The organism is Subdoligranulum sp. APC924/74, assembly GCF_003324125.1.
GTDB lineage: Bacteria > Bacillota > Clostridia > Oscillospirales > Ruminococcaceae > Gemmiger > Gemmiger qucibialis.
The window spans coordinates 1-25,971 of the sequence record NZ_PSQF01000018.1; the positions used below are offsets into that span (position 1 = coordinate 1).

The 25,971-nt window shown below is 59.7% G+C and carries 36 protein-coding genes; all 36 read right to left on the minus strand.

Annotated elements, in window-relative coordinates:
• Positions 1–2,234: hypothetical protein (locus C4885_RS06615; RefSeq protein WP_147237786.1), on the minus strand; the 2,234-nt coding region annotated here is incomplete at its 3' end.
• A 3-nt stretch (positions 2,235–2,237) separates the two neighbouring features.
• Complete coding sequence (locus C4885_RS06620; RefSeq protein WP_158538825.1) at positions 2,238–2,789, minus strand: Gp15 family bacteriophage protein; 552 nt, start codon at positions 2,787–2,789, stop codon at positions 2,238–2,240.
• Entirely contained in the window at positions 2,786–3,220 is a 435-nt protein-coding gene (locus C4885_RS16435; protein ID WP_158538826.1) for a hypothetical protein, read from the minus strand. Before C4885_RS16435 ends, C4885_RS06620 begins: the two co-directional genes overlap by 4 nt.
• 3 nt (positions 3,221–3,223) lie before the next feature.
• Positions 3,224–3,736 carry a hypothetical protein gene (locus C4885_RS06625; RefSeq protein ID WP_113999585.1) on the minus strand — a complete coding sequence of 171 codons (513 nt, stop codon included), beginning with the start codon at positions 3,734–3,736 and terminating at the stop codon, positions 3,224–3,226.
• A gap of 2 nt (positions 3,737–3,738) precedes the next feature.
• Positions 3,739–4,152, minus strand: coding sequence for a hypothetical protein (locus C4885_RS06630; RefSeq protein ID WP_113999586.1), 414 nt, complete (start codon positions 4,150–4,152; stop codon positions 3,739–3,741).
• A complete protein-coding gene (locus C4885_RS06635) occupies positions 4,149–4,598 on the minus strand; it encodes a minor capsid protein (RefSeq protein WP_158538827.1) in 450 nt (149 codons plus the stop codon). Before C4885_RS06635 ends, C4885_RS06630 begins: the two co-directional genes overlap by 4 nt.
• Positions 4,598–4,906 (minus strand): DUF6751 family protein, encoded by a 309-nt coding sequence (locus tag C4885_RS16440; protein ID WP_158538828.1) that lies wholly within the window; start codon positions 4,904–4,906, stop codon positions 4,598–4,600. Before C4885_RS16440 ends, C4885_RS06635 begins: the two co-directional genes overlap by 1 nt.
• Entirely contained in the window at positions 4,882–5,292 is a 411-nt protein-coding gene (locus tag C4885_RS06640; RefSeq protein WP_113999588.1) for a hypothetical protein, read from the minus strand. The genes C4885_RS16440 and C4885_RS06640 overlap by 25 nt, the downstream gene beginning before the upstream one ends.
• Before the next feature lie 10 nt (positions 5,293–5,302).
• Positions 5,303–6,487: a phage major capsid protein gene (locus C4885_RS06645; RefSeq protein ID WP_113999589.1), complete on the minus strand. Its 1,185-nt coding sequence runs from the start codon at positions 6,485–6,487 to the stop codon at positions 5,303–5,305.
• Positions 6,488–6,501: 14 nt separating this feature from the next.
• Positions 6,502–7,026 carry a phage scaffolding protein gene (locus C4885_RS06650; RefSeq protein WP_113999590.1) on the minus strand — a complete coding sequence of 175 codons (525 nt, stop codon included), beginning with the start codon at positions 7,024–7,026 and terminating at the stop codon, positions 6,502–6,504.
• 200 nt (positions 7,027–7,226) lie between these two features.
• On the minus strand, positions 7,227–7,370 hold the full coding sequence (locus C4885_RS16445; protein WP_158538829.1) for a hypothetical protein: 144 nt from the start codon (positions 7,368–7,370) through the stop codon (positions 7,227–7,229).
• A 67-nt stretch (positions 7,371–7,437) separates the two neighbouring features.
• Positions 7,438–7,623 carry a hypothetical protein gene (locus tag C4885_RS06655; RefSeq protein ID WP_113999591.1) on the minus strand — a complete coding sequence of 62 codons (186 nt, stop codon included), beginning with the start codon at positions 7,621–7,623 and terminating at the stop codon, positions 7,438–7,440.
• Entirely contained in the window at positions 7,592–9,346 is a 1,755-nt protein-coding gene (locus C4885_RS06660; protein ID WP_113999592.1) for a phage minor capsid protein, read from the minus strand. The genes C4885_RS06655 and C4885_RS06660 overlap by 32 nt, the downstream gene beginning before the upstream one ends.
• Positions 9,347–9,357: 11 nt before the next feature.
• Positions 9,358–10,758, minus strand: a complete 1,401-nt coding sequence (locus tag C4885_RS06665) for a phage portal protein (RefSeq protein WP_113999593.1) — start codon at positions 10,756–10,758, stop codon at positions 9,358–9,360.
• A 2-nt stretch (positions 10,759–10,760) separates the two neighbouring features.
• Positions 10,761–12,035 carry a PBSX family phage terminase large subunit gene (locus C4885_RS06670; protein WP_113999594.1) on the minus strand — a complete coding sequence of 425 codons (1,275 nt, stop codon included), beginning with the start codon at positions 12,033–12,035 and terminating at the stop codon, positions 10,761–10,763.
• Entirely contained in the window at positions 12,022–12,504 is a 483-nt protein-coding gene (locus C4885_RS06675; RefSeq protein ID WP_113999595.1) for a terminase small subunit, read from the minus strand. Before C4885_RS06675 ends, C4885_RS06670 begins: the two co-directional genes overlap by 14 nt.
• 350 nt (positions 12,505–12,854) lie before the next feature.
• Positions 12,855–13,271, minus strand: coding sequence for a protein-export chaperone SecB (locus C4885_RS06680; protein WP_158538830.1), 417 nt, complete (start codon positions 13,269–13,271; stop codon positions 12,855–12,857).
• 25 nt (positions 13,272–13,296) lie between these two features.
• The gene (locus tag C4885_RS06685) at positions 13,297–13,608 is read right to left on the minus strand and encodes a hypothetical protein (RefSeq protein ID WP_113999597.1); all 312 of its coding nucleotides are present in this window, start codon (positions 13,606–13,608) and stop codon (positions 13,297–13,299) included.
• Positions 13,605–14,138, minus strand: coding sequence for a hypothetical protein (locus C4885_RS16275; protein ID WP_147237788.1), 534 nt, complete (start codon positions 14,136–14,138; stop codon positions 13,605–13,607). Before C4885_RS16275 ends, C4885_RS06685 begins: the two co-directional genes overlap by 4 nt.
• A 165-nt stretch (positions 14,139–14,303) precedes the next feature.
• Positions 14,304–14,711, minus strand: coding sequence for a sigma-70 family RNA polymerase sigma factor (locus C4885_RS06690; protein WP_113999598.1), 408 nt, complete (start codon positions 14,709–14,711; stop codon positions 14,304–14,306).
• Between the two features lie 6 nt (positions 14,712–14,717).
• Complete coding sequence (locus C4885_RS06695; RefSeq protein ID WP_113999599.1) at positions 14,718–14,960, minus strand: hypothetical protein; 243 nt, start codon at positions 14,958–14,960, stop codon at positions 14,718–14,720.
• The gene (locus tag C4885_RS16450) at positions 14,960–15,118 is read right to left on the minus strand and encodes a hypothetical protein (RefSeq protein ID WP_158538831.1); all 159 of its coding nucleotides are present in this window, start codon (positions 15,116–15,118) and stop codon (positions 14,960–14,962) included. The genes C4885_RS06695 and C4885_RS16450 overlap by 1 nt, the downstream gene beginning before the upstream one ends.
• Entirely contained in the window at positions 15,118–15,384 is a 267-nt protein-coding gene (locus tag C4885_RS06700) for a hypothetical protein (protein ID WP_113999600.1), read from the minus strand. The genes C4885_RS16450 and C4885_RS06700 overlap by 1 nt, the downstream gene beginning before the upstream one ends.
• Positions 15,371–15,604, minus strand: a complete 234-nt coding sequence (locus tag C4885_RS06705; protein WP_113999601.1) for a hypothetical protein — start codon at positions 15,602–15,604, stop codon at positions 15,371–15,373. The genes C4885_RS06700 and C4885_RS06705 overlap by 14 nt, the downstream gene beginning before the upstream one ends.
• Entirely contained in the window at positions 15,601–16,002 is a 402-nt protein-coding gene (locus C4885_RS06710; protein WP_113999602.1) for a RusA family crossover junction endodeoxyribonuclease, read from the minus strand. Before C4885_RS06710 ends, C4885_RS06705 begins: the two co-directional genes overlap by 4 nt.
• Before the next feature lie 233 nt (positions 16,003–16,235).
• Positions 16,236–18,461: an AAA family ATPase gene (locus tag C4885_RS06715; protein ID WP_113999603.1), complete on the minus strand. Its 2,226-nt coding sequence runs from the start codon at positions 18,459–18,461 to the stop codon at positions 16,236–16,238.
• A 5-nt stretch (positions 18,462–18,466) separates the two neighbouring features.
• Positions 18,467–20,101, minus strand: coding sequence for a DEAD/DEAH box helicase (locus tag C4885_RS06720; protein WP_113999604.1), 1,635 nt, complete (start codon positions 20,099–20,101; stop codon positions 18,467–18,469).
• 158 nt (positions 20,102–20,259) lie between these two features.
• Entirely contained in the window at positions 20,260–20,754 is a 495-nt protein-coding gene (locus tag C4885_RS06725; RefSeq protein ID WP_113999605.1) for a DUF669 domain-containing protein, read from the minus strand.
• Positions 20,755–20,776: 22 nt separating this feature from the next.
• Entirely contained in the window at positions 20,777–21,853 is a 1,077-nt protein-coding gene (locus C4885_RS06730) for an ATP-binding protein (RefSeq protein ID WP_113999606.1), read from the minus strand.
• 1 nt (position 21,854) lies between these two features.
• Entirely contained in the window at positions 21,855–23,162 is a 1,308-nt protein-coding gene (locus C4885_RS06735) for an ATP-binding protein (RefSeq protein ID WP_113999607.1), read from the minus strand.
• Complete coding sequence (locus C4885_RS06740; protein ID WP_113999608.1) at positions 23,153–24,655, minus strand: hypothetical protein; 1,503 nt, start codon at positions 24,653–24,655, stop codon at positions 23,153–23,155. Before C4885_RS06740 ends, C4885_RS06735 begins: the two co-directional genes overlap by 10 nt.
• Positions 24,652–24,858 carry a hypothetical protein gene (locus C4885_RS06745; RefSeq protein ID WP_113999609.1) on the minus strand — a complete coding sequence of 69 codons (207 nt, stop codon included), beginning with the start codon at positions 24,856–24,858 and terminating at the stop codon, positions 24,652–24,654. Before C4885_RS06745 ends, C4885_RS06740 begins: the two co-directional genes overlap by 4 nt.
• Complete coding sequence (locus C4885_RS06750; protein WP_113999610.1) at positions 24,855–25,157, minus strand: hypothetical protein; 303 nt, start codon at positions 25,155–25,157, stop codon at positions 24,855–24,857. The genes C4885_RS06745 and C4885_RS06750 overlap by 4 nt, the downstream gene beginning before the upstream one ends.
• Positions 25,142–25,411 (minus strand): hypothetical protein, encoded by a 270-nt coding sequence (locus tag C4885_RS06755; RefSeq protein WP_113999611.1) that lies wholly within the window; start codon positions 25,409–25,411, stop codon positions 25,142–25,144. Before C4885_RS06755 ends, C4885_RS06750 begins: the two co-directional genes overlap by 16 nt.
• Positions 25,412–25,425: 14 nt before the next feature.
• Positions 25,426–25,665 carry a helix-turn-helix domain-containing protein gene (locus tag C4885_RS06760; RefSeq protein WP_113999612.1) on the minus strand — a complete coding sequence of 80 codons (240 nt, stop codon included), beginning with the start codon at positions 25,663–25,665 and terminating at the stop codon, positions 25,426–25,428.
• A 71-nt stretch (positions 25,666–25,736) separates the two neighbouring features.
• The gene (locus C4885_RS06765) at positions 25,737–25,931 is read right to left on the minus strand and encodes a helix-turn-helix transcriptional regulator (RefSeq protein WP_113999613.1); all 195 of its coding nucleotides are present in this window, start codon (positions 25,929–25,931) and stop codon (positions 25,737–25,739) included.
• Positions 25,932–25,971: the final 40 nt, after the last annotated feature.

The following is a 25,971-nucleotide window of genomic DNA, read 5'->3' on the forward strand; positions in this document are numbered from 1 at the left end:
ACCGCATTGATGCCGGTGACAACGGCGGAGATCATCCGATTGATGAAGCCGATGATGCCATTGACGGCGGTTTTGATGGTACTGGTGATGCCGTTCCAGATGTCAGAAATCGTCTGCCCAAGGGAATTGAATGTCTCAGTAGTTTTAGCGCGGATGTTATCCCATGCGTCTACAAAATTCTGCTTGAGGTCACGCAGCCAGCCGGTGATGTTCTCCCACTTGCTGGCCAGACCGTCCAGAAGTCCCTGCGAGATGTAGGAACCCCAGGATTTGGCTTCGGTGCTGGGGGAGTGGATGCCGAATGCTTCGCAAATACCGTTTTTGAACGGCGTGAAAATGTGATCATAGATCCACTGCCCGATGCCGTTCCAGAGTGCTTCCAGGCCGTCGATAAAACCATCGAACAGGTACTGAGCAACGTCGTCACCGTATCCGGCAACCGCTGCCTGGGTCTGGACGTCATCAAACCACTGCTTTATGCCCTGGATAAAATCACCGACAAGATGCCCAGCAAGGGCTGAAAGCCCATCTGCCAGCCCCGTGACGGCGGCGGACAGCAAATCCAGAATTGCCTGCGCAAGTTCGGCATAGTCGATATTGGTGATGCATTCGGCAATCGTGCTGCCGATCTGCTGCCAATCCAGCCCATCGATCCAGTGTGCCAGAGATTCCAGCAGCCCCGCCGCACCGGATACAAGGTCTGCGGCAGCCTGGGGCCAGTCAATATTATTGATGGCGGCCATGGTCGCGCGGGCGAATGCGTCCCCCAGCGCACTAAAATCAAAGGTTTGGATAAACCCGTGCAGCGTCTCGAAGAGGATCTTCCACTTGGCAATCATCAAGCGGCCAAGGGCTTCCCAGTCCAGTTCTTCCACGCACTGGTTCATCCCATTGCCGATGCCATTGCCCAGGGTGTCCCAGTGGATACTTTGTACCAGGGTGTCTGCAAAGATCAGTGCCGTGTTAAGCCCCTGTGCCAAGGTAGAACCAACCAGCCGCCAGTCCAGCCGGTCGATAAAGCCGTTGAGGGTATCCGCAATGTTTGCGGCCCAGGTCTGGGCCTTGTCCTGGATATCCGGCCAGGGGATCGCCGCCATGGCTTCATTCAGCTTTTGGGCGAAAAGCTGCCCGACCTGGTTCCATTCGCCTGCCTCGATGGCGGCCAGCACGGAATCCAGGAACGGGCTTTTTGCGTCAAAGTTATAGTTGGGGGTGATGCTGCTGGCGCCCGAACCGCCGCCGCTGCTCCCTGTCTTGGCATCTAACCGTTCGATTTCATCAAACCCGGCCAGGCTCTTTGCAGCATCTTTCGCTGCCTTGGATGTTCCGCTCATGCCCTTGGCCGCGGCCTTGGCGGAGGATACCGTCTTGCCGGTCAGGAACGCCACCAGCTTGGCCAAATACGCGAACACAGTTGCTGCCGCATTTGCCAGCGCGGTCAGGGCGGGGGTCAGAACTTGAATTAACGGTGCGGCAGCAGTAGCCGCAGCACCTTGCAGGTTGCCCAGGGCCTGACGCAGGGATGCGCTGGAAAGCAGGGCAGTGCCCATGTAGCTGGTCATCTGGCGCAGACCAGACGAGAGCAAGTTGAAAATTAGAGCACTGGAAGCAAGTCCGGCAATGCGGCGGGAAAACCGCCCCATGCCCTTTGTCATGGCGGACAACCTGGCCTGAATTGCTTTGAAGGGCTGTTGAATCGCTGCAGCCGAAAGACGAACGGCGTTTTTTACGCCCTGAACTGCGCGCGATGCGGCAATTTGTCGGCCTAACAGGGATTCAATGCGCCGGGATTGATGCTCAACCGCTAGGTTTTCGGTATCCATTTGCTGCAAAAGGGCATCGTGCTCTTCTTGTAGCTTTTCAAGCATGGGAACCTGGTCACGATATTCCTTGGACATCGCGCCAATTTTTTGCTGCTGCTGATCCAACGTGGCCCGCAGCTTATCACTGCGTTTAACGTCAGCAGGGGAGAAATCCAGCCCATTCTTTTGGTGCTGCAAGTCCATGGTAGTGTTTAATTTTTGCAGTTCGCGCGCGGTTTCGGCGGTTTCCTGCCGGGCACGCTTGAGATCATCGCCCAGGCTGGTATGCTTGGCACCTGCCTGCGCCAGTTGCTTGTCCAGCGCAGCAACCTGCTGGGCGGTGCTCTTGGCCTTGGCCTGCAGCTCTTTCAGCTCGGCATAGGCGCCTTTATTGTTGATTCTGGTATCCAGAATGATCGCCCCATCAGCCAAAAATTACACCCCCAGACTTTTGAAAAATTCTTCTTCCGCGCTGGTCAGCTTGTGTTTGGGCAGGGTGACCAGATCGGGATTGTTGCGCACAAATTCCTGCTCGGCTTTGTCCAGCTTTTTGCCGTGCAGGCGCTTATTGCGGATGGAGACGACCTGCGCAAACTGGCCGTCCCCGATGCAGCCAAATGCCCCGATGAACTCCCACCAGTGCAGGTAGGCGCAGCGGCGGCAGCTGTAGCCCAGAACTTTGTCCACTGCCGGTGCCATGATGGCGGCGTCGGTGTCCCAGTCCACAAGGGCGGGCTTTGGCACGGCGGCTTCCACCGGCTTGCCGCAGTTGATGAACACCATGGCCGCCTGGGCTGCTGCACTCAGGTCCGGCAGGCGCTTCCAATCCGGGTACAGGATCTCCAGGCAGGCAAGGGTCTGTTCCTGCGGGCTCAGCTCCGGGTCACGCAGGGCGGAGATGGCATCCAGCACGGCGCGGTAGTCGCTGCGGATGGCAAACTCCTGCCCGCATACCGTCACGCTGGTGGGCAGCTTCCAGCCGCTCACTGCTGTTCCGGGGCCAGCCCGGCGGTGCTGCCCTGGTAGGCGTCCGCGTGTTTGGCAATGCGGGCCGCGCTGGCCTTGGCGGCGGCTTCCACCGCCTGGGTCAGCATCGGGGTGACGGCATCCAGCACGGCTTCGGCCACCAGGCTGCCGTCCTCGCAGAAAGCCAGGCTGGATACCCCGGCAAAGAATACATCCGATACCGGCGTGCCGAAGATGTAATCAAACCAGTGGCGCACCTGCCTGTCCCACTCCACCAGATCCTCGGGGCCGGTCACGGGCGCGGCCGTAATTTCGGCGATCTTGGCGCGGGCTTCCTCCATGCGGCCGGCCAGGCCGATGTCGGAGGGGTTGAAGCGGATGGTGCCGATCAGGGTGCCGTCCGCATCCTTGACGTCATAGCTTTTTAAGCCGCGGTCAATGTTCAGCTCCATTGGTTATTCCTCCGTGAAGGTGGGCACGCCGGCCGCAATGGTGCAGGTGCCCAGCGTTTTGTTGTTGGACAGGTGTACGTTCATCGGCATGCCGACGTAATCGGAGCCGCCCAGGCTCTGGGGCACGATGGTGCAGCCGGTGTGCTTTTCCGCCGTGAAGGAGCCGGAAGCAGCCCCCAGGAAGCAGTGGACGTGCAGCACATCAAACATGCTCAGCTCGCTTACAGCGTTGCGGCGCTCAATGTCCAGCAGCTTGGCGCTCAGCTTCTGGCCGCCGCGGATGGTGCAGGGGTCCAGGTCAAGCTCCGGCTTTGCGGCGCTCACGTTCACGTCCGTAATGCCCAGGATGTCGGTCACGGTGTCGGTGTCGTGGTTGTATTCCACGCTTGCGTCCTCAACGCCGCGGCCCAGCAGTTCCCAGGTTTCAGTACCGGAACCGCCGACGTCCACAAAGATCATGTCCAGTTTGCGGTCAGCTTTTTGGCCGGCGGTCAGGTTGATAGCAGCTTCTGCCATGGTTATTCCTCCTCAAGATAGAGTTTGATTTGTAATTGATAGCGGGCCGCGTTGGCATCCGCCCCGGTGGGCACACCGGCGTTGGATGCCGTGATTTTGGTCACGCGGTACCCGCTGACAGCGGGGTAGTTGTGGGTGCGCTCCTGCCCGCGGATCCAGGCGGAGAGCGCGGCGAAAAAATCAGCAGCGTCCAGGTTGGGCTTCAGCTCCCGCCCAAACGGCAGCTGTGCCACAAAGGTCAGGTTGTATTCGGCCAGGTCATACCCCAGCACGTCGGTGCGGTGGCTCTCGCTGGCCGTGCGCAGGGTGTATTCGGTCGGCTCTGCGCCCAGGTAGTTGGCGTTGAACAGGTCCTGCCTGTTGATCAGGGGGCACTGTGCGCGCATCCAGGCGCGGGTGGCATCCAGTACGTTCATCTTCCGGGTCTTCCTCCTGCCAGGGCGGCGGCTTCGCGGATGACGTCATCCTTGTGTTCGGCCATGGCCCGCTCAAACCAATAGGCACCGCGATCCGGCGCGCCGTTGTAGGTCAGCGGGCGGCCGGTGGGGTACTTGTGGGGCGGGCTGAAAAAGCCTGCCAGCTCGCCGCCCTCAAAGATGGGAATGTTGGGGCCGTACACCTCGCCATAGTACAGGTAGCGCGCATAGGGCGTGGCGTACACGATCATGCCGTCCCCGATGGCGCTTGCCGTGATGGCGCTGTGCTTGAGGGTGCCGGTTCGGAACGGCACCTTGGGGTCACAATAGCGGATCACCGCTTCGTCCACCGCCTTCTGCACCCTCCCGCCCGGTGTCAGCCCCCGTTTTTCCAGGGCATCAGAAAGGGCGGAAAGGTCAAGGCGGGCATCATATTTCAGTCCCATCAGCTTGCCTCCACATACCAGTGCGGCGCGGGGTGGCCGCGGTTGTCGTGGACGGCCAGCACGGTGGCGGTCACGGTGCCGCAGGTGATCTTGTCGCCGGGGGCAATGTCCAGCCCAGCGGGGGCGGCGCTTTCCGGGATGCGGCATTTGTACACCCGCGCCGCGTGCAGGCCGGTGGAATCCACCGCGGTCTTTGCCTGCCCGTACCAGCTCACGCCGGTCAGGGTGGTTTCCTCGCTCACATCCCAGTCGGCATCGCCGTCATAGTGCAGGTGGGTCAAGGTCACGGTCTGGTCACAGCCGTACAAGGGCCGCACCTCCCATCCCGGCCCGCATAGCGCAGCGGATGGCTGCGCGGCAGGTAAATATCCGCGGCCGCCTGCATGTCTGCCGTATACTGTGCGGTCAGGGCGGCAGTGTTCAGCGTTTCGCTGTAGCCGTCTGTGTTAAAGGCTGCCAGGCCGGGGCGGCTGCGCTCATCGGCCTTGGCGGCCTGGTAGCGGGCGGCAACATCCGCCAGCGCGCAAGCCGCCAGCTTTACGGTATCATCCACCGGCGCCCCGCACTGCAGGCGGCCAAATGTGATGCTGTCCAGATAAGCGCAGGCTTCCCGCACGGCGGGCATCCACTGCCCCTGGGTGGTGATCAGGGTGCCGCAGTAGGCGCCCTGATAGTCGGTAAAATCAGCATACATGGCAGCCCCCTTACTTGGATGCAGGCAGGGTGACGGCAACCGGTACGGCGGCTGCGGCAACCGTTACGGTGCCGGTCTGCGGGCGGTAACCGTCTGCCTTGACGCTGTAGGGATATTCACCGGCGCGCAGGTGGAACACGGCGGTGCCGTCAGTGCCGGTCAGGCGGATGGAGCCGTTCACATTGACAGCTGCACCGGCAATGGCATTGGGGGAGCTTTCGGCATTATCCTTGACGGTAAAGGTCACAGTCTGGTCGGTGTAGGCGGTCGCGGCGTCAATGTAGGCAAAGGGCACGTTGACGCGGTTCTCGTTCATGCGGGTGGCGGGGTTCGGCATAGCCCAGCCCATGCGGAAGGTAACACGCAGGGCAATCATGTCCTGCTGGGCCAGGTTGAAGATGATGGACTTGGTGCTGGGGTCCTGGATCACGGCCTGGTCCAGAATCTTGACGTCCACATCCTGGCGGATGGCGTACACCAGCTGTTTAAAGTTGCCGGCCACCATGCGGGCAACGCTGGTATCAAAGCTGCCGTTCTCCGGGAAGTAGATCGGCGCGCCGTCCAGGGCATAGGGAGTGGTGCCCTGCATATCGCTCTTGTACAGGGGGTGGCCGTTGGTGTCCTTGATGCCGCGCAGGGACGCTTTGGCACCCATGGCAGCCACAACGCCGTCCACGGTGTAGCCTGCATCCTCCACCTTGGCAAACAGTCCGTTTTCGCCCAGCAGGGAATCATAGGTAATGCCGCCGGAAACGTTGTTGCCGGCCTGGCGCGCAACGGTGATAATGTCGTTCTGCCACTCTGCCGGGCGGTTGATGCCGAACAGAATGGCCTGGTCCACCCGCAGGCCGATGGCTTCGTTGACTCGCGGGGTCACCTCGCCCAAAATGTCAAACTCAGCATCGGCCAGAACGGCTTCGGGGATGGGGACAATGATTGCCAGCTCACCGGCGGTCAGGTAGACGTTTTCCCACGCCTGGCGGGAAGTCTGCTTATAGCCGGTATCGCCGTTGACCCAGTAGGCCAGCGGCAGCATGGAAAGCACCGGAATGCGGGTCTGCTTGCTGGTCATGTTGGGCAGCTTGCGGCCCAGCTGCATCACAACGCTCTGCTTGGGGGCATCCTGAAAAATGGTGCTGACAACCTGCTCACGGATGAGGGCTTCAGCGCGGGAACGATCAATAACATTGGGCATGGGTTATACTCCTTTCATTTGCCAAACGCGGCACGGATCGCCGCATTTGCTTCTTCGCGGCTGGTGGCAGCTGCCGGGGTGCCGGTAGCGCTTGCCACAATGCGCGCGGGCTTGGTATCGGCGGCAAACGCGCCGGGGTCATTTTCGCGGTAGGTCTTTACAAAGTCGTCAAAGCCCAGCAGGCTGTCCCCCTGCAGGGGCAGGTTCTTGGCGGACAGGTCGGCCATAAATGCTTTTTTTGCGCTGGCGCTGGTAAAGTGCAGCCCGGCGGCTGCATTCTGGGCGGCATACCCTGCCTGCAGCTCGGCCACTTTTGCGTCCGCCGCTTTCTGGGCATCGGCGGCTTTCTGCTGCCAGTCGGGGTCGTAGCCTTTCAGCTTGGTGTTGGCTTCGTCCAGCTGGGTGCGGATGGCATCACGCGCGGCTTTGGCCGTCTCAGCGGCCTGCTTTTCGCGGTTCACGTCCGCGCCGTTCATGGCGAACACACGCTGCACCTGCTCATCATTCAGGCCAAGGGCTTTGAGATCTTCGGTTTTCATGGGTGTTACCTCCTGTGTAGGGTGTCAGATAGGCGTTTTAGGTGGTGGCCGTCACCGTCTGTGCGGCTGTTTCAGCCCTGCCGCAGCCGGGCAAAAGGGTATAAAAAGTGCCCGCCCGCCCCTCATGCAGGGCAGGCAGGCATGAAAAAACCACGGCGCAGAATTTGCATCGTGGTTTCAATAATTTGTTGGTGCGGCCTTTACGGCACAATTTCAATGCTGGGCAAAACGTCCGTGTAAAAACACAGCCGGTACTGATGCGGGCAGATAGAATTCATTTTGAACTGTTCCGGGCTGGTCAACACGGTCAAAATGGCAAGCATCAAAACAAGCAGATTCTTCATTGCATCCTCCTAAAAATGGGCATGAAAAAACCACGGTGCGCGTGCATCGTGGTTGAATCGTTAAGGGCTATTCGGGAAGTTCGCCCAATCGTTTCAGAATGTTGTAGCATCCACGGGCAGCCAGTTGGGCAGGAGGAATGTCTCCATCAAGCGCAACCCAACCGTCCGGCACGGTATACTTTGGGTCAATAGGGTTCTCTTGAAGGAACTTTTTCATTTCTTCAATTTTCTCTGGCGTAATAGTGAATGCCATAATTCTGAACCTCTTTGAAATAAGTATTCAATGTATCATAAACGGCGGCTTTGGTTGTCGCTTTGTTCATGTCAAACATCAACAGGGAAGTCAGGTTTTCCAAAGCTGTTTCATCGGTATTGTTGGTTCTTTCAATCGCGTAAAGGGAACCATCATTGCCAACGGCGGTCAGAATGCGGATGGTTTTGTTTTTAGAGAATGCGTCCAAATCATCAGGTGAAAATGTCAGCCCGCTTGGGTGCGAGTGCATTACAATACAGTCGACATTCGGAACCTTGATTTTTACAGATGTTCCCGGTTCAGAACTTTCCTTGTAACCGCCCAGAGGCTGCATATCCAGCCCATAGCAGCGGGCCTTTTCTATCCCAAGCGGAACCTTTCGGGCTTCCAGCAGCAGCTTCTTGTGCGCGTTGGCAAGGGCGCGGCTGCCCGCAGCGTCCAGCGTCTCACAGGCAAACGGCTGAATACGCTGAATGCTCTGGATGGTAATCTCCTTGTACCCCAGGCTGATTTCTTTCAGTGTAGCATTGTTTTGTACGGATTGCAAGGCGCTTGCCGCCTCATCCGCCTGTTTCGCCTCCCTTTGCCCGAAGCCCGGCACCTCCGCCCTTGCGCCGTCCAGCCGCTCCCCCGTTTCTGCCAGGAAAGCACTCAGCTGCTGCCGGGCGGCTTTCAGCTTGGCGGCGCTTTGGCTGGCATCCACCCCGGCGGCGGTCTCGGCCAGGTAACGGCGCTTGTACTTGCGCACCCTGCGTTCCAGCGCCCGCTGCATCTGGGTGATCTCGTACCGGGTGTACAGCCCGCCGCCGTAGGGGATATTGCGGGCATCCAGTTCGGCCAGGCGTTCGTCCGTGTAGTTGCGCACGGAGATGCCGGGGTAGAACGGGTAAAAGTTGTGGCGGCAGTTCCAGCCGCACAGGCCGGGGGCGGTGCCGTAACCGGTGGCGGTTTCAAAATCCTCGTACCGCTCACCGTCTTGCACCACAGCGCCGCCGCGGTGGTAGACCCTGCCCTGCCACACCGCATGGGTGGGGCGGGCCCCCTCGTGGGCGGTCACTTCCACAAATTCGCAGCCCATCTCTTCCGTGCGGGCCAGCTGCAATTTTGCACAGGTCTGGTTCACGCCGGTCAGCACCGCCCGGCGGGCGGCCACTTCCAGCGTGTCGGTGTGGCCGCTGGGGTAGGTGATGTACGGCATGGTGTCCGCCAGGTCATCCACCGTGCGGCGGATGGCGGTGCTGTAATCCATGGCCCCGGTGCTGACCAGCCCCCACGCGCGGGAAAGCCGGTCCTCAAACGTGCCGGTCACCGTGTTGGCGGTGGTGGCCGTCAGGTTCTGCCAGGTGCCGCAGGTCTGGCGGTACCCGGCATTCAGCAGGTTCAGCAGGGCAGGGGACTGGTTGACCGGCGGCGGGTCCAGCCCGGCCGCAGCGTAAACAGCATCGTCCGCAGCCAGGGCCTGTGCCCCGGCGGTTTCCAGCAGCCGCTTGATCTCCGCCCGGCTTTTGCCGGTGTACCTGGCCAGGGTGGCAACGGTGTTGCTGCGCACGGCGCGGGTTTCGGCCAGCCGCCATGCCTGCCATATGGCCGTTGGGGTCAGCGGGTCCAGTTCGCCCAGGCTTTTCATGCGCCGGGCAATGTCCTGCAAAATGTCATCTTCCACCTGCTGCCATAGCTGCACAAAGCGGCGGGGCAGGGCTTCCAGCTGGTCAGGGGTCAGCATGGGGCATCACCTCACGGGGCAAAGGTCAGGGTTTCGTCGGCGTTGTTCTCGGCGCTGGTTTCAGCCGCGATCTGGGCGGCTTCCTCCTGGCTGTAGCCCTCAAACTCGGTCAGGTAGCGCTGCATGGGGAACTTGCCCGCCTGCACATACTGCCAGAACAACTGCTTGCGCTCGCCGGGGTCATTCACGATGCTGTCGTCCCAGTTGTACACGGCGGTGTAGCTGCCCGCGGGAACCAGCTGGTACAGGTCGGCATAGGCATTCATCGCGTACAGCAGGTCATCCAGCGCCACCTGCAGCGCGTGCTGGATGCTTTTTACGGTGGAGTAGCTGCGCTGCTTGCTTGCCATGATCTCGGTGGCGGTCTTGTCCACATTCTGGGGGTCGCTCAGGGTGCCATAGGCAAGGCCGCACTGGAACTCAATGCGTTTCAAGATTCCGTCCAGCCCGCGCAGATAGGCTTCATCCCGCAGGGCGGGTGCAAACACGTTGAACAGCGTGCGGTCCGCCACGTTGCCCGTCATGCAGCCGCGGTACAGCCGACCGCTGCGCTGGTCCATCTGGAACCCACCGTCCCTGGTGGGGCGCAGGGCCGCAGCGTCCACATCAATGGCAAGCTGGCCGCCCTCGTACTCCCACAGCAGGCGGCCAAACTGTTCGTCTGCATCGTGGATGGTATCCACAGCGGGGGCGTAAACGCTGGCCCCCAGCGGGCTGTGCCGGTCATTGCGGTTGGCAAGGGGAATGCGGAAGTAAGCGAATAATGGCCGCTCCACCTCAATGCGCACCTCCGGCGCAATGTCGGCCCACTCCGGAACATCGGCCAGCGGGATCTCCTGCCCCAGGCTTGCTGTGCTGGAACTGGCAAACGCCTTGTTCTGGATGGTCTGCACCCCGGCGGCGTATTCGTGCCGCTCCAGGCGGGTGTAGATCGTGTTTTTGCGTTTGAGCTGCTCGGAGAAGATCGCCCCGGTCAGGCGGCCGGTGGTGTCAAAGGTGGTGGGGAAAAAGCAGTCCCCCTGCACCACATCCACCAGCAGCCGGTCACCGGAAACATAGGGTTTGAACACTGCCCCTCCCAGTGCGCAAGCAATCTCGGTGTAGTTGGGCAGCTTGTCCAGAAACGGGGCCAGCTGTTCTGCCAGATAGTCCGCCCGCGAAGAGCCGGACAGGCTGACTTTCAGCTCCATCGTGACCAGCCGGGCGAACTCTCGCGCCACGCTGGCCGCAATGCGCAGGCTGTGCAGGTCGTTTTTGGCCGTGCACCAGGGGCCGCCCGTCTCGTACATCTGGGCCCACAGGGCAAGGGCGTTTTCCATCTGGCCGGAAAGGATAATGTCGTTTGCGCCGGGGGCATCGCCAAACAGCGTGCCGATCTGGGCACGCAGCCAGCGCAAAAGCTTTTGGAACATCTTCACTTCCTCCAATCCGCCCAGCGGTATTCGCGGGCCAGCACGGTATAACAAAAATAGCGGATGTCGTCCATGGCGTGGTCGTTCTCCTTGATGACGGCATCCTGCGGGGCCTTGTCGTCCCAGCAGTAGGTTTTGAACTCCCGCAGGGCATCCGTGCAGCTTTCGTGGATCTGCACCCGCCCGGCTTGCAGCAAGCTGGCCGTGACCCGGATGCCGTCCAGCACTTCGTTGGCGGCAGCCCGTACCATGTACCGCCCATGGCGGCGAATGGTTTCGATAAAGGACGCGGCGGAGGGGTCCACCACCACTTCCTGCACATAGTAACCGCGGGTCAGCTCTTCCAGCGCGGTGTAATGCTCTTCGTCGGTGCGCTGGTGCTGGACCTCGCGGGAGTTGTAGTAACTTTCCTTGATGCGCACTGCCCGGTTGGCCTGCACGCACCACAGCCCCATGCTGCACGGGTTGTGGGTGCCGTAGTCGATCGAGACAAAAAAGCGACCGTCCATCCCGGCGGTCGGCCCGCGCAGCAGGTAGGCATCCGGGTTGGCCGCCACAAAGGGATAAACCAGACCTTCGGCCACCACCCAGCGCCCGCGGATGTACCGCTCATAAAACACGCCGGTGTACTGCGCCCGGTACCGCGCCTTGATCGGCTCGGACAAGCTCAGGTTGTCATCCATCGTAAAGTGCAGGTACAGCAGGTTCTTGGCGCGGGCCTGCAAAATCCAGCTTTTGTAGAACCAGTGCTCCGGCCCCTCCGGGTTGCAGTTGAACCAGAACTTGGAACCGTCCACAGAACAGCGGGCGGTGGCCTGGTTTACAAAGCTTTCCGGCATCAGGGCAACTTCGTCAAACAGCGCACCTGCCAGCGTAATGCCCTGGATCAGGTCCTGGCTGCCTTCGTCCTTGCCGCCGAACAGGTAGTAATAGTTGGTCACGGTCCCGCGGGTAACAATCAGCAGATTGTCGCCCCGGCGCTCGGCGGCAGTGTAGCCGCGGGCGGTCAGCATCTGCTTGAGCACCCCCACCACGTTGCGCCGCAGGCTGGCAATGGTCTTGCCGCACAGGGCAAAGTTCTGGCCGTTAAAGCGCGCCATGCCCCACAGCACAAAACTGAGGGAGAGCGAAACGGTTTTACCGGAGCGGATGGACCCGTCCGCGATCAGCCCGTCCGCCGCCTGCATGGGGGAGGTGCTGCACCACCAGGTCAGCACCTGCTTTTGGCGGCGGCTGAACGGCTGGAACCGGAACGCGGCAGGCTTAACCGGGTTCATCCGCACCATCCTTCCAGGCTGCGGGCGCCTGCTGCTGCATTGCGGTCAAAAAGCCGTCATCAGTGGGCGGGGGCGGTGCTTCGGCGGGCTTTTCGTTCCAGCCAAAGTTGCAGCGCAGGCTGAACTGCGCGCCGTTGGTGCCGTCCCGGTCAAACAGGCGTTCTTCGGCGTATGCTTCGCACTGGGCTTTCGCGCGCGTAATCGTGGTGCAAAATTCCTTTTTGCCCTGGTAGGCGTTCAGGTCCCGGCGGCAGGAAAACCCCAGCGCTAGGGCCAGCCCGCTTACCGTCGGTGGTTTGGCATCCACAATAATGGGCAGGCCGTATTTGTCCAGGAACGGCTCGCCGGTATCCGGGTTCATCAGGGGGTGCCCCTTGCAGGCGGTGAAATAGGCATCAATTTTGCCTTGGATCTCTTCCACGCTCTTGTACTTCGGGGGCCGCCCAACCGGGTTGCGTTTGTATGCCATGTTTCACCGCCTTTCTGCAATAAAATACCCCGCCGGGTCTGGCGGGGTTGAAGTTTTGATAAATCCCGGCACGCACGGGCAAAAGGAAAGAGAGTAAATGTGTGAGCCTTTGCCGGGCGCCGGGGAGTGGGGCCGCACAAGGGCCTTGCACCCTTGCTGTGCCGTTGCTTGGGAACACAGCGCCCCTGCCAAAGGGCCGGCTGTGCGGCATAAAAACAGCCAGGCGGGGCATGGCCGTCTGGCTGAAATGGGGAGGATAAAATGACAATACAAAAGCCGTAAGGACGTTTTGGGTTCCTTACGGCTTTTGATGATGGTATTATAGCATGTTTATTGGGGGTCTGCGAGGGTCAATTTTCAGCAGCATTCTCTTTAGAATGCTCGTAAATCTTCTGGAAATTCACAACAGGAAGCACGATGGGGCTCATTTCTGGCTGTGCGGTTAAAAGGGAAAGCTGTGCGCGAACATACGGGAATAAAATAGCAGGAGCATTTACCCGCAAAATCGTATCCAGCTGAGGATGATTATCGTCAATTTCGCAATAGCCAGAAATGCTGATATCGGTCTTGAATTCACCCTTCTTTTCTACATTGACATCCAAGGTGACAATGTAATTGTTTTCACCTTGTTTTTCTACATTTACTGAGAAAGAAGTAGGAAGCTCTTGAGAGTCATTTCTGAAACCGATGCGTTCAAAGGTAATGCTATTAAAGATGAAATGCTTAATAGAAAGAACACTTCGAATATCTTTGTCTTGCGGATTCATTTCATTTATTCTCCTCTTTTGTAGATCAGGCAGCAGAGGGATTACTGGAAGTGAAATCATCGGGGTCCGATACACAAGAAATATCTTGACTCATCCAGTAGGAAGCGGGCTTTGTCTCGCGGGAAAGGCTGCTTTTATATAAAGCAGAACTAACTTCCGGGTTCTTCAATTCAAAAGCGATGGATACTTTATAGTCTTTTGCAACGGGAAACAGATCCCCGACCTCTTCAATGGGAACTCCCATCAAGGTAGAAGGTCCCTCCCCAAAACTGTAATGAATACCGAGACGGTTACAAATTTGCATAGCCAACTCAGTTGCAGAAACTTGCGCACTCATGTGGGAACACCTCCTTTGGTGACCAATTCTATATTGCTGATAATACTGTGGTCAATTACACAGTATTGCACTTGCCTTGGACGAAATAGCCACCGCCCACAACGCCCCGGCGTATCAAACGTATATGAAACTAGTTTGATTTCGGGATGCTGGAGCTTAAACGCTTCCATGCAAAAGCAACGTAATTGTGCTCGATCATTAAAATCAATTTGAATTTTTTTCGCACTTTTTATTTCTTGCAAAAATCTTTGAGAAAAGCGATTAAATGCGTAAGCATTTTCGTTTAAGTCAAGATTAAAAAAGGCATTATCTTCATATTGAAGCGTTGCAGATAAAACAGCAGCAGGCTTATGATGCCGGGAAGCTTGATCATTTGCCCACCATTCGGCGTGGACGCGATGAGAGAAAAAATATATACCGTAGCCCAACCACTCGTTCGGTTTCGTACTAGGATTAAAGTGCTGTTCAGCAAGAATATTCTGTGCATATGGTTCTATGGTGCCATGAAAAGCAATTTCATTATAAGCCACTTCATCACATCCTATGCACAGTTTTGTTTGTTTTGGTGCACTTTTGTTTAGATTATTATAACGGAATGTCCCCGAAATGTAAATGGATTGTGATCCCAAAATGCTTGAAAAAGTGCTGAAATTTGCTTAAAACGGCTTAAAAATGCCCCAAAATGCTCAAAACGACTAAAAAAGCAACATTTCGATTGCCTGCTTATGCCTCCTCCTGACCCACCGATATTCCAGGTGCATCTCCACTGCGATCTGTTCAAAGCGCTGGCCAAGCAGGTATCTTCTGCGCAAAATTTCCTGATCGCGGGCATCGGTGATTTGATTGATGATTGTGATGATGTCGCGGCGGGTATCTGCACAGATGGCAATCTGGCGTTCCAGTTCTTGCTGCGCCTGAATGATGCGCTCCACGGCACGGGGGATGCCTTGCCCGTCCGGGGTGCCGCTCGGCAGGGCGGAGAGAAGCGGCGTGACGCGGCAAGCCTGGCTGCGCAGTGTGAGCAGCTCCTGCTCAAGCTCCCGCTCCCGGCACAGGCTGTTCTGGTAGCGGCGCAGCCAGGCGACTTTCTCTTCATAGGTCAATCGGCATCACCCCTTCCGCGGCTCATGCAGGGCCACATAGCAGCCATAGGTCTTGCCTTCGGCACGGGCGAGAGCATTCACACGGGCAATCTCGCTCCTGGCGCGGCGGCTGCGCTGTTTGGCCCGGCTGATGATGGCATCGTCGCTGCGCACCAGCAGGGCACAGGCTTTGCAGTAGCGCTGGCTGCAATAGGCGTGCAGCATCATTTTGCCGCAGCGGGCGCAGGGCTTATCGGAATATTTCGGCATCAATCCTCACCTCCATGCGTATGATCCATGTAGATCTTCGGTTCGTCGTCCTCGTCCGTATGTGCGGCGGCCTTTCCGGCGCAGAGCCCGGCGGTGTAGGCGGCGGCTAGCAGCGCGGCCAGAACGGCGCTGCCGATAATCGAAAGCAGAATATCCATCAGTCAACCCACCTTTCGCCGCGGCTGCAGAAATCGCTTGGCGTGTTGCGGCCATACAATGGGCACTGCACGGTGGCCCAGTAGCGGCACTTTCTGCAGCGTAAAATCGGAAAATGGTGCAGAATGATCGCATTCCAGATGCTGCCCAGAAATTGCGATACAGCATATACCAGCGAAACACCCAACATAAAAAGAAGCGGTGCTACAACAAAAACCAGAAATAGCGCTTTTGCAGCATACAAGCAATTAAATTCAAACACTGACATCTGCCTCACCTCCCAACAGCCGCAATGCTTTGCGGATGACGGCACATCCATGCCCATACACAAAACAATTATGTTCCAGCCCGCAGCCCAAACAGGCTGCGGGGCGGCGCTCAATGGCCAGGCGGTGCAGCTGGCGCAGCTCTTCCGGCGTCATCAGTTCGGCAGGGATGCACCGGCTGTTTTCGGTATCGAACCGCATGTCGCTTGAAACAGGCATCATAATTCCACCACCTTGATGAAAATGCCGGGGGTATCGGCCCAGAACTTTTCAATCACCTCACTGCACACGAATGCGTCATCGCGCCAGAAGTGCAGGCGGGTCATTTCGTCTTTCAGGGCTTTTTCCAGGTTGTCGGTATCGGGCTTGGTGGTGCGCCACTCGCCGTCATTGTGGCGGCCGTCAGTGGGAAACAGCCACTTGACCAACAGCCGCACCGGGCCGCTGCAGGGGGTAGGCGGTGCATAAGGGGCTAGGTAGGCGTGCAGCTTGGCACGGGTGGCTTTCAGCTCCGGGCTGTCGTGCAACACGGCGCAGGGCTTGCCGCCGCGCATAAAGGCATGCAGCTGCTTGGCATTGTGGGTTGTGGTGGGCGGCTGCATGGGAATAAAAAATTGCATGTATTTTCACCTCGTTCTTTTTTTGTGGCCAACGTGTTGGGGTGGGTTCCCGGAGGGATGGGGGCTGTGTACGCCCCATCCTCTGGGATACCCCAACACACGGACGGATTTTTACTATATATATATAAGGCTATTTTCCGTCCGTATTTGGTACGGATAGCGGCTATTTTCCGAAATACGGAAGTTCGGACGGATTTGTGATAGCGGCTATTTTCCGTGAAATATAAGAAATATTATCCGTTGATTCCGGGCTCTTTCAGCCCCACGCTGGTGCCATCAATCCAAAATCCGCCGTCGGATTTCAGGCGTCGGCGCACGGTATCGGGCTTCAGGTTCAGGTATTCAGCCATGCTGTAAATGGTCACTTTACCATCCATGGTGCAGGCTTCAAAGGCGGTGCGCAGTTCGGCACGCTTGCTTTTGGCGGCAGTATCTTTGTCTCCCCAGCGCTTTGCGGCACCGCGGGAGCCAAGCTGCTTGTAATCGCTTTCTGGCTGCAGGTCCTCCAGCAGGCCGCTGTCCAGCTTGTGTACGGGATAGTCGAACCAGAGGTTGACCGGGTCAAAACGGGCAAACTCGCGCAGAGTGCCCTCAATGCGCCAGGCGGTCATGGCATCGGCGCGCTTGATGGCAGCCGCGGTGTCTGCATCCAGGCGGTGCAGATCGGGCAGCGGCAGGTGTTCCTTGGCAATGGCCAGCATCCGGCTGCGGCTCAGGGCATCGTCCGGGCCGTAAGCATCGGCATGGCCGCGGGCATCCAGCAGGGCTTTGGCTGCGGCGCAGGCCGCTTTGTTGTGCAGCTGCTCCCGGATGGCCTCGGTGGGGACCAGCTCGGTCATATCCAGCATGGCATCCGGGTCACGGGCAAACACACCGGAGCCGGAAGCACGGTCCATGCTGCGCTTGCCGCCCTGCGCGCCCTTGCTGTGGTGGTGGCAGTAGATGACGGCACAGTCCAGTTCCCGGCAGACCAGGTCAAACTGGTTGCAGAACTTGGCCATCTGGTCAGCGCTGTTTTCATCGCCGGTGATGACTTTATAGATCGGGTCCAGCACAACGGCCAGGTAGCCTTTCTTGGCAGCCCGGCGGATCAGGCGGGGAGCCAGCTTATCCATGGGGACGGAGGCACCGCGCAGGTTCCAGATGTCGATGTTGGCAAGGTTTCGGGGCGGCAGGTGCAGGGCTTCGTATACATCTTTGAAGCGGTGCAGGCAGCTGGCGCGGTCCAGTTCCAGATTGATATAAAGCACCTTGCCCTGCGCACAGGCAAAGCGGCCAAGCCAGGGGGCACCCTCGGCAAGGCAGATGCACAGTTCGATCAGGGCAAAGCTTTTGCCCGCTTTGCTGGGCCCGGCCAGCAGCATTTTGTGGCCCTGGCGCAGCACTCCTTCAATCAGGGCATCTGCCAGCGGCGGCAGGCTGGCCCAGTCATCGGCAAGATTTTCGGTATCGGGCAGGTCGTCCGTGCAGGCTTCAAACCAGTCTTTCCATTCCTCCCAGCAGGATTTGCCAGTGTTGGTTTCCAGCAGGTACTGCTTTTTGCCGCCGCGCAGGATGCCCGGCATGCGGGATAAGCGGGCAGGATTGCGGTTGGCTTCGTCCAGCGTCAGGCCGTTTTTCTTGCAGGCAGCGTACAGGTAGTCAACCCGGCGGCGGTACTCGGTATAATCCGGCGCGCCGACCCGCACAATGGCGTGCAGGCTTTTGCTGCCGCTGTACACCAGGGCCGCGCAGGGCAGTTCCAGCTGGCGGATAATGGCCTGCTGCTTTTCCAGCTCCATGTTGTCGCATTCCACCAGGGCATAGCGGTAGTCGGTCACATTGTTGTTGCTGCGGCCGCCCTCCACGGGGTTGAAGCAGATCCAGGCACCGGCGGCGGGGTTGTAATCGCCCACCACAGCGCCGATGTCCCCGCCGCAGCGGGCAAGCTCGTCCATCAGCTGACCGGCGGTGCGGTCCCAGCAGCCTTTTGTGGGGGCATAGCGGTCATCCCGCAGGTAGCTTTCGGTCACATAGGCCACATGGTCCTCCGGCTCAAACAGGGCTTGCAGGTAGCGGCGCAGCTGGTCGGCGGGGTCCCATTGTTCGGGGATGTTCAGCTCCTGCACATCCAGCCAGCGGGTATCCACCACAACGCCGTCCGGCCGGGTGCCGGGGGCGCAGATCGCGTCGTTCCAGTCCAGCTCATGCCCGGCGGGGCCCGGCCAGCCGTGATTGCGTGCCAGGGCGAAAATGCTGTTCTCGGTGATCGGTTTGGGATTGCCGCGGAAACTTTCCCACTTGCGGGCACATTCGCCCTTATGGTACCGGCTGCCATCGCGGGAACTCCATTGCTCCCATGCGGTAACAGGGAACCCGGCTTCTTTCAAGCCCATGCCCACTGTGACCCATTCCTCATAGGTCAAGTTTGCCGGGGAGATAAAGTCCAAGGCTTCCTTGAGATCATTTGCATTGTCCATTCCGTTTACCATCCGAAGTCAAAGATTGGGGTTGTTTCCGCAGAGGGCATATAGGTCTTTGGGTCCACGCCCTTGGGGGTGCCGCGCCAGCCGCAGGCGGCGATACGGTCGATCATGTGCTTGGCGGCGTTGAAGCTCCAGGTGCCCACATGCTGGAAGCCGTATTTTTCCAGACAGCGGATCTGCTTTGGGGTGGTTAATCCCTCATCCCGGCGCTTGTTCAGCCGGTCCAGCAGCAGGGATGCTTTGCCGGCGGATTCCACCGCATCAGGGCAGATGCCCTGCTTTTCCAGCGCGGCGGTTTGCTCGGCGCTGGGGGGACCGGCTTCCCACCCAAAGGCGGGCACATAACCGGCCAGATCCTCAGCTTGGATGCTCATTTCGTATTGCAGCGGGTCAACCAGGCGGGCGCGCTTGCGGTGCTGTTCTTCCAGCTGCTTGGCAAGGGCTTCCTCCCGCTGGGCCACCACATCTTCGGCGGCCTGCCGGGCGGCTTCCTCCACGTCCTCCGGGCAGGCGGCGGCAGCCAGGTTATCGGTCATCTGCTGGGCAACGGCGTGGTCCTCGCACACAAGGTCGGCCGGGCGGCAGAGCTCGTGGCGGTCGGTCAGCCAGAGGAAATCCAGGAGCAGCAGGTCCTTTTTGCCTTCGTGCAGGCGGGTGCCGCGGCCCACCATCTGGCTGTACAGGCTGCGCACCTTGGTGGGGCGCAGCACCACAACGCAGTCCACACTGGGGCAGTCCCAGCCTTCGGTCAGCAGCATGCTGTTGCACAGCACGTTGTAGCTTCCGGCGTCAAAATCTGCCAGGACCTGGGCGCGGTCGGCGCTCTGGCCGTTGACCTCGGCAGCATGGAATCCGTGGCGGTTCAGGGTATCCCGGAATTTCTGGCTGGTTTTGATCAGCGGCAGAAAGACAACGGTTTTGCGCCCCTTGCAGTAGTGCGCCATCTCGGCGGCGATCTGGTCCAGATAAGGGTCCAGGGCGCTGCCCAGCTCGCCCACGGCATAGTCCCCGCCGGACATGCCCACGGTGGAGATGTCCAGCCTGAGGGGGATGGTCTGCGCCATAATGCGGCACAGAAAGCCGTCCCGGATGGCATCGGTGAGTTTGTACTCATAGGCCAGGCTGTCGAACACCTCGCCCAGATTGCGCAGGTCGCCGCGGTCCGGCGTGGCCGTTACGCCCAGGACCTTGGCCGCGGGGAACCAGTCCAGAATGCGGCGGTAGCCGTCGGTCACGGCATGGTGGGCTTCGTCAATGATGATGGTGCTGAAATAATTGTGGGGGAACTTTTCCAGCCGCTGGGGGCGCTGCAGGCTTTGCACGCTGCCAACGGCAACGCGGTACCAGCTGGCCAGGCAGGATTGTTCGGCTTTTTCCACCGCGCAGCCCAGGCCGGTTGATTTTTGCAGCTTGTCGGCGGCTTGTTCCAGCAGTTCGCCGCGGTGGGCCAGGATCAGCACCCGGTCCCCGGCGCGCACCTGGTCTTCGGCCACGGCAGCAAACACAATGGTTTTGCCGGTGCCGGTGGGCAGCACCAGCAGCGTGCGCAGCCGCCCCTGTTCCCACTCTGTATGGATCTGTTCTTTCGCCCGCTGCTGATAGGGGCGGAGGGGGAGAGAGTTTGTGTTGGGCATAAGTATCCTTTCCGTGTTAGTGAGGAGTTAGGAGTGAGGAGTTAGGAGTTGAAGAAGCGGCTTGCGCCGCAATTTTGAAATTATGAAAAGCCTGATATTCAAACCGTGCGCGTTAGCGCACACCATAAACTCCTAACTTCTACTTCCTACCTCCTAACTTAAAAAGCTCCCTGCTTCCACCCGGTGCTGGGGGCGGCGGTGGGTTCGGGGCGGGGCAGGAACTTTTCAATCTCGTTGGCCTGCCCGGTCTCACCGGCGTGGGGGCCGCTCTGCTTGGTGTATTCCCGCACGCCCAGGCGGCACATACCCTGCGCACCGACAATTTCGTTCCAGCGGGGGCGGAACGTCTCGCCGCGCTTGCACTGGCCGATGCTCTCAAAAAAGGCGCCCAGCAGGCCCTGGGTCTTGGTGTGCAGGAACAGGCGGTGGGTGACGGTGGTTTCGCCTTTGTCGCCGCCATGGATGGTAATGGTCAGCTTGGCCATGCTGCAGGGCGGCAGCTTGGCGCTGCCCTCATAGCGGGCACGCTCAAAGCTCTGCACGGTAAACAGGTAATCGCCCGCAGGCAGCAGCACAAATTCCCGCTGTTCGTTGGTAACCTCGCTGTCCCAGTCCAGGGCAGCATCCGGCATGTTGTTCATATATTCAGCCATGGGTAAATCTCCTTTGCATTTGTTAAAACGGTACATCGCGGTTGGTGCAGATCATCTCCAGCACCTGGGGCCAGGCGGCCACCAGGCAGCCGCTGACGAAATCAGCCGGGTAATCCTTGACCGGCATATCGGCGGGGAAGTACCCGCGCTGGCCGACCACGGTCTGCAGTTCCTCCGGGGTCACATTATTGGCGGCCATCAGCTGGGCAAGGGCGGTCGGCACGCCCTGCGCCTGCAGATCACTGGCGGAGATCCCGGCAGGCACGGCAGGCGGTGCAGCAGGTGCAGCGGGAACCGGCACCGGTGCAGGCTTGGGGGCGGGGGCATCCTCTACCATGATGGGGCGCGGCGCGGGGGCTGCGCCGGGGTGCGGGTCCGGGATGCAGGCGGCGATGCTGGCATACTCAAAGGGCAGTTCTTCCGGCAGGCCAAAGCGGTTTTTGGCATCCCAGCAGGGGTGGTGGCTGGTGTAGAGAACCCGCCGCCCGCCGCTGGCCTTGTTCTTGGCGTTGGGGGCACTGCCGGCCTTTTCTACCACGGTTTTGTAGTTGGCAAACAGCAGCATGTCGCACCATTCCCGCAGCAGAGGGGCTACCTGTTTGCTGGTTTTCATGGTCCAGCGGTCATAGTTGCCAACGGCATCGGGCTGCTCAAACTTGGTGATGGCAGCATGGGCCAGAACCACCACGTTGTGCCCGGTGTTCAGCACCTCTTCCAGGGCATCCAGCAGCTTGCCGAACTCTTCTTTCGCGTAAGTATAGCCCTTGCCGTACCCGAAATCCTCAATGCCCTTGACCTTGGCGCGGGCGCAGACGGCGTCAATGCAGAGCCGTTCGGCCCAGTCGGCGGTGTCGATCACCAGGGTGCCGCAGGGCACATTGCCGCGGCTGACCTCGGCAACTTCATCCAGCAGCATGGCCCAGCTGGTGGGCGCGGGCAGGCGGGCAACGTTCAGCCGCTTGGTGCCGCCCTCGGTGTCAATGAATACCGGGGCGGGGAACTGGGCGGCAAACGTGCTTTTGCCGATGCCCTCCGGCCCGTACAGAACGGTTTTGACCGGCGCGGCAATGGTGCCGGATGTGATTGCGTATTTGCTCATTTCAGAACGCTCCTTTCGTCCATGCTTTGGGGGCAGGTGGTTCCTCGGCGTCTTTTACCCTGCCGTCCTCAATGATGATCTGGCACTCCCCGCCGGTCGAAACGCGGGTGGCGATGGCCTGTAATCCTTCGGCCTGCAGCCAGCTGCCGAACTCCGCCAGGGTGGCAAGGTCCATCTGTTCCAGCTTGTCCAGCAGCACAAAGCCGCAGTCGGGGTTCAGGCGGCGCACAATGGCGGTGGCCACTCGCAGCTGGTCGCTGCCGCTCATGTCCTGCCAGTGCTTGCCGTTGTAAGTCAGGCTGCCGTCCTCCACACCCAGGCCGGTCAGGGGCAGGTCTGCGCCGTTCAGCAGGTCCATGCGGGCGGTGCGCTTTGCTTTGATCTGCTCCGTCAGGGCGGTGTATTCCTGCGCATAGCGCTCGGCTTCGTCCTGAGCCTTGGATTTTGCCAGGTTGGCGGATACCTGCCGGTTGATCTCCTCCACATTGCGGATGCTCTGCTCCAGCTCGGCGGTGGATTCATCCTGCAGCTGGGCCACGGTCTTGGTAGCGGCTTCCTCCTGCACGCAGGCGGCATTGTATTCCTCCATCAGCTGGCTGCGGCGTTCCTGCAGGTTTTTGAGCTGTTCCTCCAAGCGGGTCAGCTCATCCATGGCGCGGTGCTTGGCGTGGGTAATCTCGGTCAGGCGGTCGCGCTGGCGCTGGTTGTCGGCGTTATGGAGCAAAATCTCCTGCTGCTGTTGGATCAGCTCAATGGCGCTGACAGGTTCGGACGGGGCGTCCGGGTATTCGGTCAGCTCTTCGGCGGCGTGGCGTTTCTGGGCACCGATCTGGCCGATCACGGTGCGGCGGTCGTACAGGGCTTTGATCTCCCGGTCCAGGCCGGTCAAAGCATCCCCCACACCGATGATGTTCAGCAGGGTGTCGGCCTTGTCTTTATCGCTGGCCTGCATAAAGCGGGGCAGGTCCAGCGCCAGCGGCTCCACAAAAGCGTTCAGCAGCTGCTGGCCGCTGCGCTGGCCGGTGGGGTCCGTCACGGTCAGGCTGCTGTTTTTGCCCTTGCGCTCCACCACAACGCCGTTAGACAGGATCACTTTCAGGTGGGGCGGGGCAAGGGCACCGTCCCGCACAGCGGCGGTAGGGCGGAACTTCTCGCCGCCCAGGGCCCAGGCCAGGGCATCCAGCACACTGGTTTTGCCCTGGTTGTTGTTGCCGCCCACAATGGTCAGCCCGGTGGGGGAGGGCGTGAGGGCAACCGCCTTGATGCGTTTTACATTTTCGGCTTCCAGAGCCGCAATTTTTACAGACATTTTATTGCCTCCGTTTGAATTTCAGTCAGGGTGTTGGTCAGCTGGTTGATGGCCCCGGCGCGGGTGTCCGGCGGCAGTTTGGCCAGCTGCGGCTTGACGGACTTCCAGGCGTTCTGCATGGCGCGCCCGGCCAGCAGCAGGCTGTCATAGGCGTTGCGGGTGTCCAGCTCGATTTGGTCCGGTGTGGCGGCGGCAGCTTTGGCGGCTTCCAGCTCGCTGCGCAAAGGGGCGGTCAGTTCATCGGCCAGGGTGTGGGCACGGCGGTTGATCTCATCCTCGTCCACAGCGGCGGCCACCGGCTGCGCTTTGGCGGCTTCGGCTTCCCGCTGGTATTTGTCGGCACGCATCCGGGCGGCATCGGCAACCTGGCGGGCACCGGCCAGCTGCTTTTCCGCTTCCTTTGCCCGCTGTTCGGCTTCGGTGGCGCGGCGCAGGGCGGAATCTTCGTTTTTGTGGGCGGTGCGGTAGCTTTCCTGGGCACCGGTGGCGGCGGCTTGCAGCTGGCGGTTCTGCTCATGCAGGCCGTCAACATCGGCCAGAGCGGCGTCACGCTCGGATTCGGCCTGCCGGGCGGCGTTGATGGCGTTCACCCGGTCGGCGCGCAGCTGCTGGTTTTCTTTCAGCAAATCCTGGTATTGCTTGTGGGTGGTAATGTCGCCGGATTTGACGGCCTGCACCAGATCGGCGGGGGCGCTGGGCTTGGCGGCAGCATATAATAAAGAAGGGGAAAGCGAATCAAGGATTTTCTGCTGTTCGGGACTGCTGTTATCAAACAGAGCGGTAACTTGCAGCAGACGGTAGGCCGCGGACTTGCTGACGCCTATACTCTCGCACCAACGGCGGAATGTATCCTCGCTGTATTGGTTGTTACGCTTGTCCCAATTTGGGACAAGCGTCTCATGCGCGATTGCTACCCCATCAGCCATGCGGCGCAGCCCAGCTTCTGCCAACCTCCGCCCTGCTGCGCATTCTCGTTCTGCAAGGTGCAGGTCGTTGACCGTTTGCTCATCCAGCCCGCTGTAATCAAACGCCGGAGCCGAACAGGCAGCTGTGGCACCGGACGGGCTTGATATTGCAGCAGAAGTGCCCGCAGGGGAGCAGGGGCCCGGCGGGCAGCTGTTTGCATCCGCCTGGGTGGTCGATGTTTCCTCCGCCAACGTGGCAGCAGGGGCGGCCATAGTCACAGCAGCATCCGCATTCGGGGCAGTCGTGTTCACTTTGCATGGTGGTTCCTCCTTGTTGGACAGCGCGCGCAGGGCTTTTCCCACAGCGTCCGGTACTTCGTAGTCATCCTTCAGGATGCCGAAGCATCTCCCCAGCCAGTCCTCCTGCGCCAGGTCAGGCTCTTTGGTCTGGGCCTTGGCGTACTGCTGGGCGGCCCAATCGCTGGGCACCCATTTGTTTTGGTGTTTGTCCCAGAACCAGAACCTGTCGTGTTTTAAGGCGTACAGCAGGTGTTTGTCCTGGTTCTGGCAGATCATGTAGTCTGTCAATCTTCTACCTCCATGTCGATCAGCGCTTTGCGCTGGGCGGCGCCGGTGTCTGCGGCGTTGTAGCACAGGCTGATCTTTTCCAGTTGTTTGACCTTGTTGCTCGTTGCCTCGGCCAGAATGCCGCGCACGGTTTCGTGCAGCAGCAGTTCGGCGTCCTTGCGGTTGTGGGCAAAGGCAGCGCGGATGGCGTCATACTCGTTCATGGCGTTACCTCCACAGGTGTGAATTTCTGAAGCAACTCTTCGGCCAGCGGCATGGGCAGATCCGTCATGCGGGCGTTGCGCCAGCCCACAAGACAGAGCCGCCCATAAAACCAGCGGCCATTGTAATGCCGGGTCGGCAGGCTTTGCCCTGCCTGCGGCAGATAAAACAGCGCGGCAAATTTGTTGTCGATCGGGCAACGCTGCGCGTACCCGCCCATAAAGCGCTGCAGTTCCTGCAGGGTATCCGGCAGGCGGTAAAGTTCCGGCTTTGCGCCGGGGTCAATCACGATTCCGCGCATGTCGCCACCTCCCGCAGCGTGATGGCAGCCCACCCGCCCAGCAGGCAGGCTGCCAGCCCGGCCAGGGCAGCCGCCCCTCCACCCTGGGTCAGGGCGGCCACGGCGCACAGCGCGCCCAGCCCGCAGGCCGTTAGCGTGAAATTGGCGAAAGCCTTGCAAATGGGGCTGATGTAGGGTAAAATACAGGTGATGAATTTTTTCGTCTGGCCGTCACGGTGCTGCAACACCGGGGCGGCTGTTTTTGTTTGGGGCATGATTGGTTCTCCTTTCAGATCGGCCCAGGGTCACTGTGCCGGTGGTGATAGTTGGTTTGCGGTGCGGGGGCAAGGCCGCTGTGCGCGGGGCCGGTGCGGCGCGCAATGAACCCGGCCAGGCCGTCCTCGGTCACCAGATGCTTGCGTGCCACATTAACCGTGGGCCCAAACTCCCCGGCACGCACAAGCTGCTGTACGGTGGATTTTTGCACGCCCAGCATCTCGGCCAGGCGGTCGGCGGTGTAGAGGATCATGGGGTCACCTCCTTTTGCAAATTTATCCTTGTCAACCCCTTGGAAGTCCGAAGCATGGGACTGGTGGGGGCTTAAGGATTTTTCTTGAGCAGATAGTCAATAGAACAATTGAAAAGACTCGACATAGCTTCAAGCTTTGACTGGGGAATGTTCCCGCGAGCCATCCAGTTATAAACAGTCTTCCGAGTTACGCCAAGCTTTTCAGCCAATTCTTCAATAGTCAGCCCCATGCGGCTTCGCTCGGCATTTATGTTGGGATAAGGCATTACTATTACCTCCTTTCATTTTGCGTTACTCATTTCGGGT

Bases quoted from the DNA above. Each gene is read 5' to 3' on its own strand.
- C4885_RS16435 (WP_158538826.1), bottom strand. From the start codon at position 3,220: ATGGAGCTGAACATTGACCGCGGCTTAAAAAGCTATGACGTCAAGGAT.
- C4885_RS06625 (WP_113999585.1), bottom strand. From the start codon at position 3,736: ATGGCAGAAGCTGCTATCAACCTGACCGCCGGCCAAAAAGCTGACCGC.
- C4885_RS06630 (WP_113999586.1), bottom strand. From the start codon at position 4,152: ATGAACGTACTGGATGCCACCCGCGCCTGGATGCGCGCACAGTGCCCC.
- C4885_RS06635 (WP_158538827.1), bottom strand. From the start codon at position 4,598: ATGGGACTGAAATATGATGCCCGCCTTGACCTTTCCGCCCTTTCTGAT.
- C4885_RS06640 (WP_113999588.1), bottom strand. From the start codon at position 5,292: ATGTATGCTGATTTTACCGACTATCAGGGCGCCTACTGCGGCACCCTG.
- C4885_RS06645 (WP_113999589.1), bottom strand. From the start codon at position 6,487: ATGCCCAATGTTATTGATCGTTCCCGCGCTGAAGCCCTCATCCGTGAG.
- C4885_RS06650 (WP_113999590.1), bottom strand. From the start codon at position 7,026: ATGAAAACCGAAGATCTCAAAGCCCTTGGCCTGAATGATGAGCAGGTG.
- C4885_RS16445 (WP_158538829.1), bottom strand. From the start codon at position 7,370: ATGAAGAATCTGCTTGTTTTGATGCTTGCCATTTTGACCGTGTTGACC.
- C4885_RS06655 (WP_113999591.1), bottom strand. From the start codon at position 7,623: ATGGCATTCACTATTACGCCAGAGAAAATTGAAGAAATGAAAAAGTTC.
- C4885_RS06660 (WP_113999592.1), bottom strand. From the start codon at position 9,346: ATGCTGACCCCTGACCAGCTGGAAGCCCTGCCCCGCCGCTTTGTGCAG.
- C4885_RS06665 (WP_113999593.1), bottom strand. From the start codon at position 10,758: ATGTTCCAAAAGCTTTTGCGCTGGCTGCGTGCCCAGATCGGCACGCTG.
- C4885_RS06670 (WP_113999594.1), bottom strand. From the start codon at position 12,035: ATGAACCCGGTTAAGCCTGCCGCGTTCCGGTTCCAGCCGTTCAGCCGC.
- C4885_RS06675 (WP_113999595.1), bottom strand. From the start codon at position 12,504: ATGGCATACAAACGCAACCCGGTTGGGCGGCCCCCGAAGTACAAGAGC.
- C4885_RS06680 (WP_158538830.1), bottom strand. From the start codon at position 13,271: ATGAATCCGCAAGACAAAGATATTCGAAGTGTTCTTTCTATTAAGCAT.
- C4885_RS06685 (WP_113999597.1), bottom strand. From the start codon at position 13,608: ATGAGTGCGCAAGTTTCTGCAACTGAGTTGGCTATGCAAATTTGTAAC.
- C4885_RS06695 (WP_113999599.1), bottom strand. From the start codon at position 14,960: ATGCCGAAATATTCCGATAAGCCCTGCGCCCGCTGCGGCAAAATGATG.
- C4885_RS16450 (WP_158538831.1), bottom strand. From the start codon at position 15,118: ATGGATATTCTGCTTTCGATTATCGGCAGCGCCGTTCTGGCCGCGCTG.
- C4885_RS06700 (WP_113999600.1), bottom strand. From the start codon at position 15,384: ATGTCAGTGTTTGAATTTAATTGCTTGTATGCTGCAAAAGCGCTATTT.
- C4885_RS06705 (WP_113999601.1), bottom strand. From the start codon at position 15,604: ATGATGCCTGTTTCAAGCGACATGCGGTTCGATACCGAAAACAGCCGG.
- C4885_RS06710 (WP_113999602.1), bottom strand. From the start codon at position 16,002: ATGCAATTTTTTATTCCCATGCAGCCGCCCACCACAACCCACAATGCC.
- C4885_RS06715 (WP_113999603.1), bottom strand. From the start codon at position 18,461: ATGGACAATGCAAATGATCTCAAGGAAGCCTTGGACTTTATCTCCCCG.
- C4885_RS06720 (WP_113999604.1), bottom strand. From the start codon at position 20,101: ATGCCCAACACAAACTCTCTCCCCCTCCGCCCCTATCAGCAGCGGGCG.
- C4885_RS06725 (WP_113999605.1), bottom strand. From the start codon at position 20,754: ATGGCTGAATATATGAACAACATGCCGGATGCTGCCCTGGACTGGGAC.
- C4885_RS06730 (WP_113999606.1), bottom strand. From the start codon at position 21,853: ATGAGCAAATACGCAATCACATCCGGCACCATTGCCGCGCCGGTCAAA.
- C4885_RS06735 (WP_113999607.1), bottom strand. From the start codon at position 23,162: ATGTCTGTAAAAATTGCGGCTCTGGAAGCCGAAAATGTAAAACGCATC.
- C4885_RS06745 (WP_113999609.1), bottom strand. From the start codon at position 24,858: ATGAACGAGTATGACGCCATCCGCGCTGCCTTTGCCCACAACCGCAAG.
- C4885_RS06750 (WP_113999610.1), bottom strand. From the start codon at position 25,157: ATGCGCGGAATCGTGATTGACCCCGGCGCAAAGCCGGAACTTTACCGC.
- C4885_RS06755 (WP_113999611.1), bottom strand. From the start codon at position 25,411: ATGCCCCAAACAAAAACAGCCGCCCCGGTGTTGCAGCACCGTGACGGC.
- C4885_RS06760 (WP_113999612.1), bottom strand. From the start codon at position 25,665: ATGATCCTCTACACCGCCGACCGCCTGGCCGAGATGCTGGGCGTGCAA.
- C4885_RS06765 (WP_113999613.1), bottom strand. From the start codon at position 25,931: ATGCCTTATCCCAACATAAATGCCGAGCGAAGCCGCATGGGGCTGACT.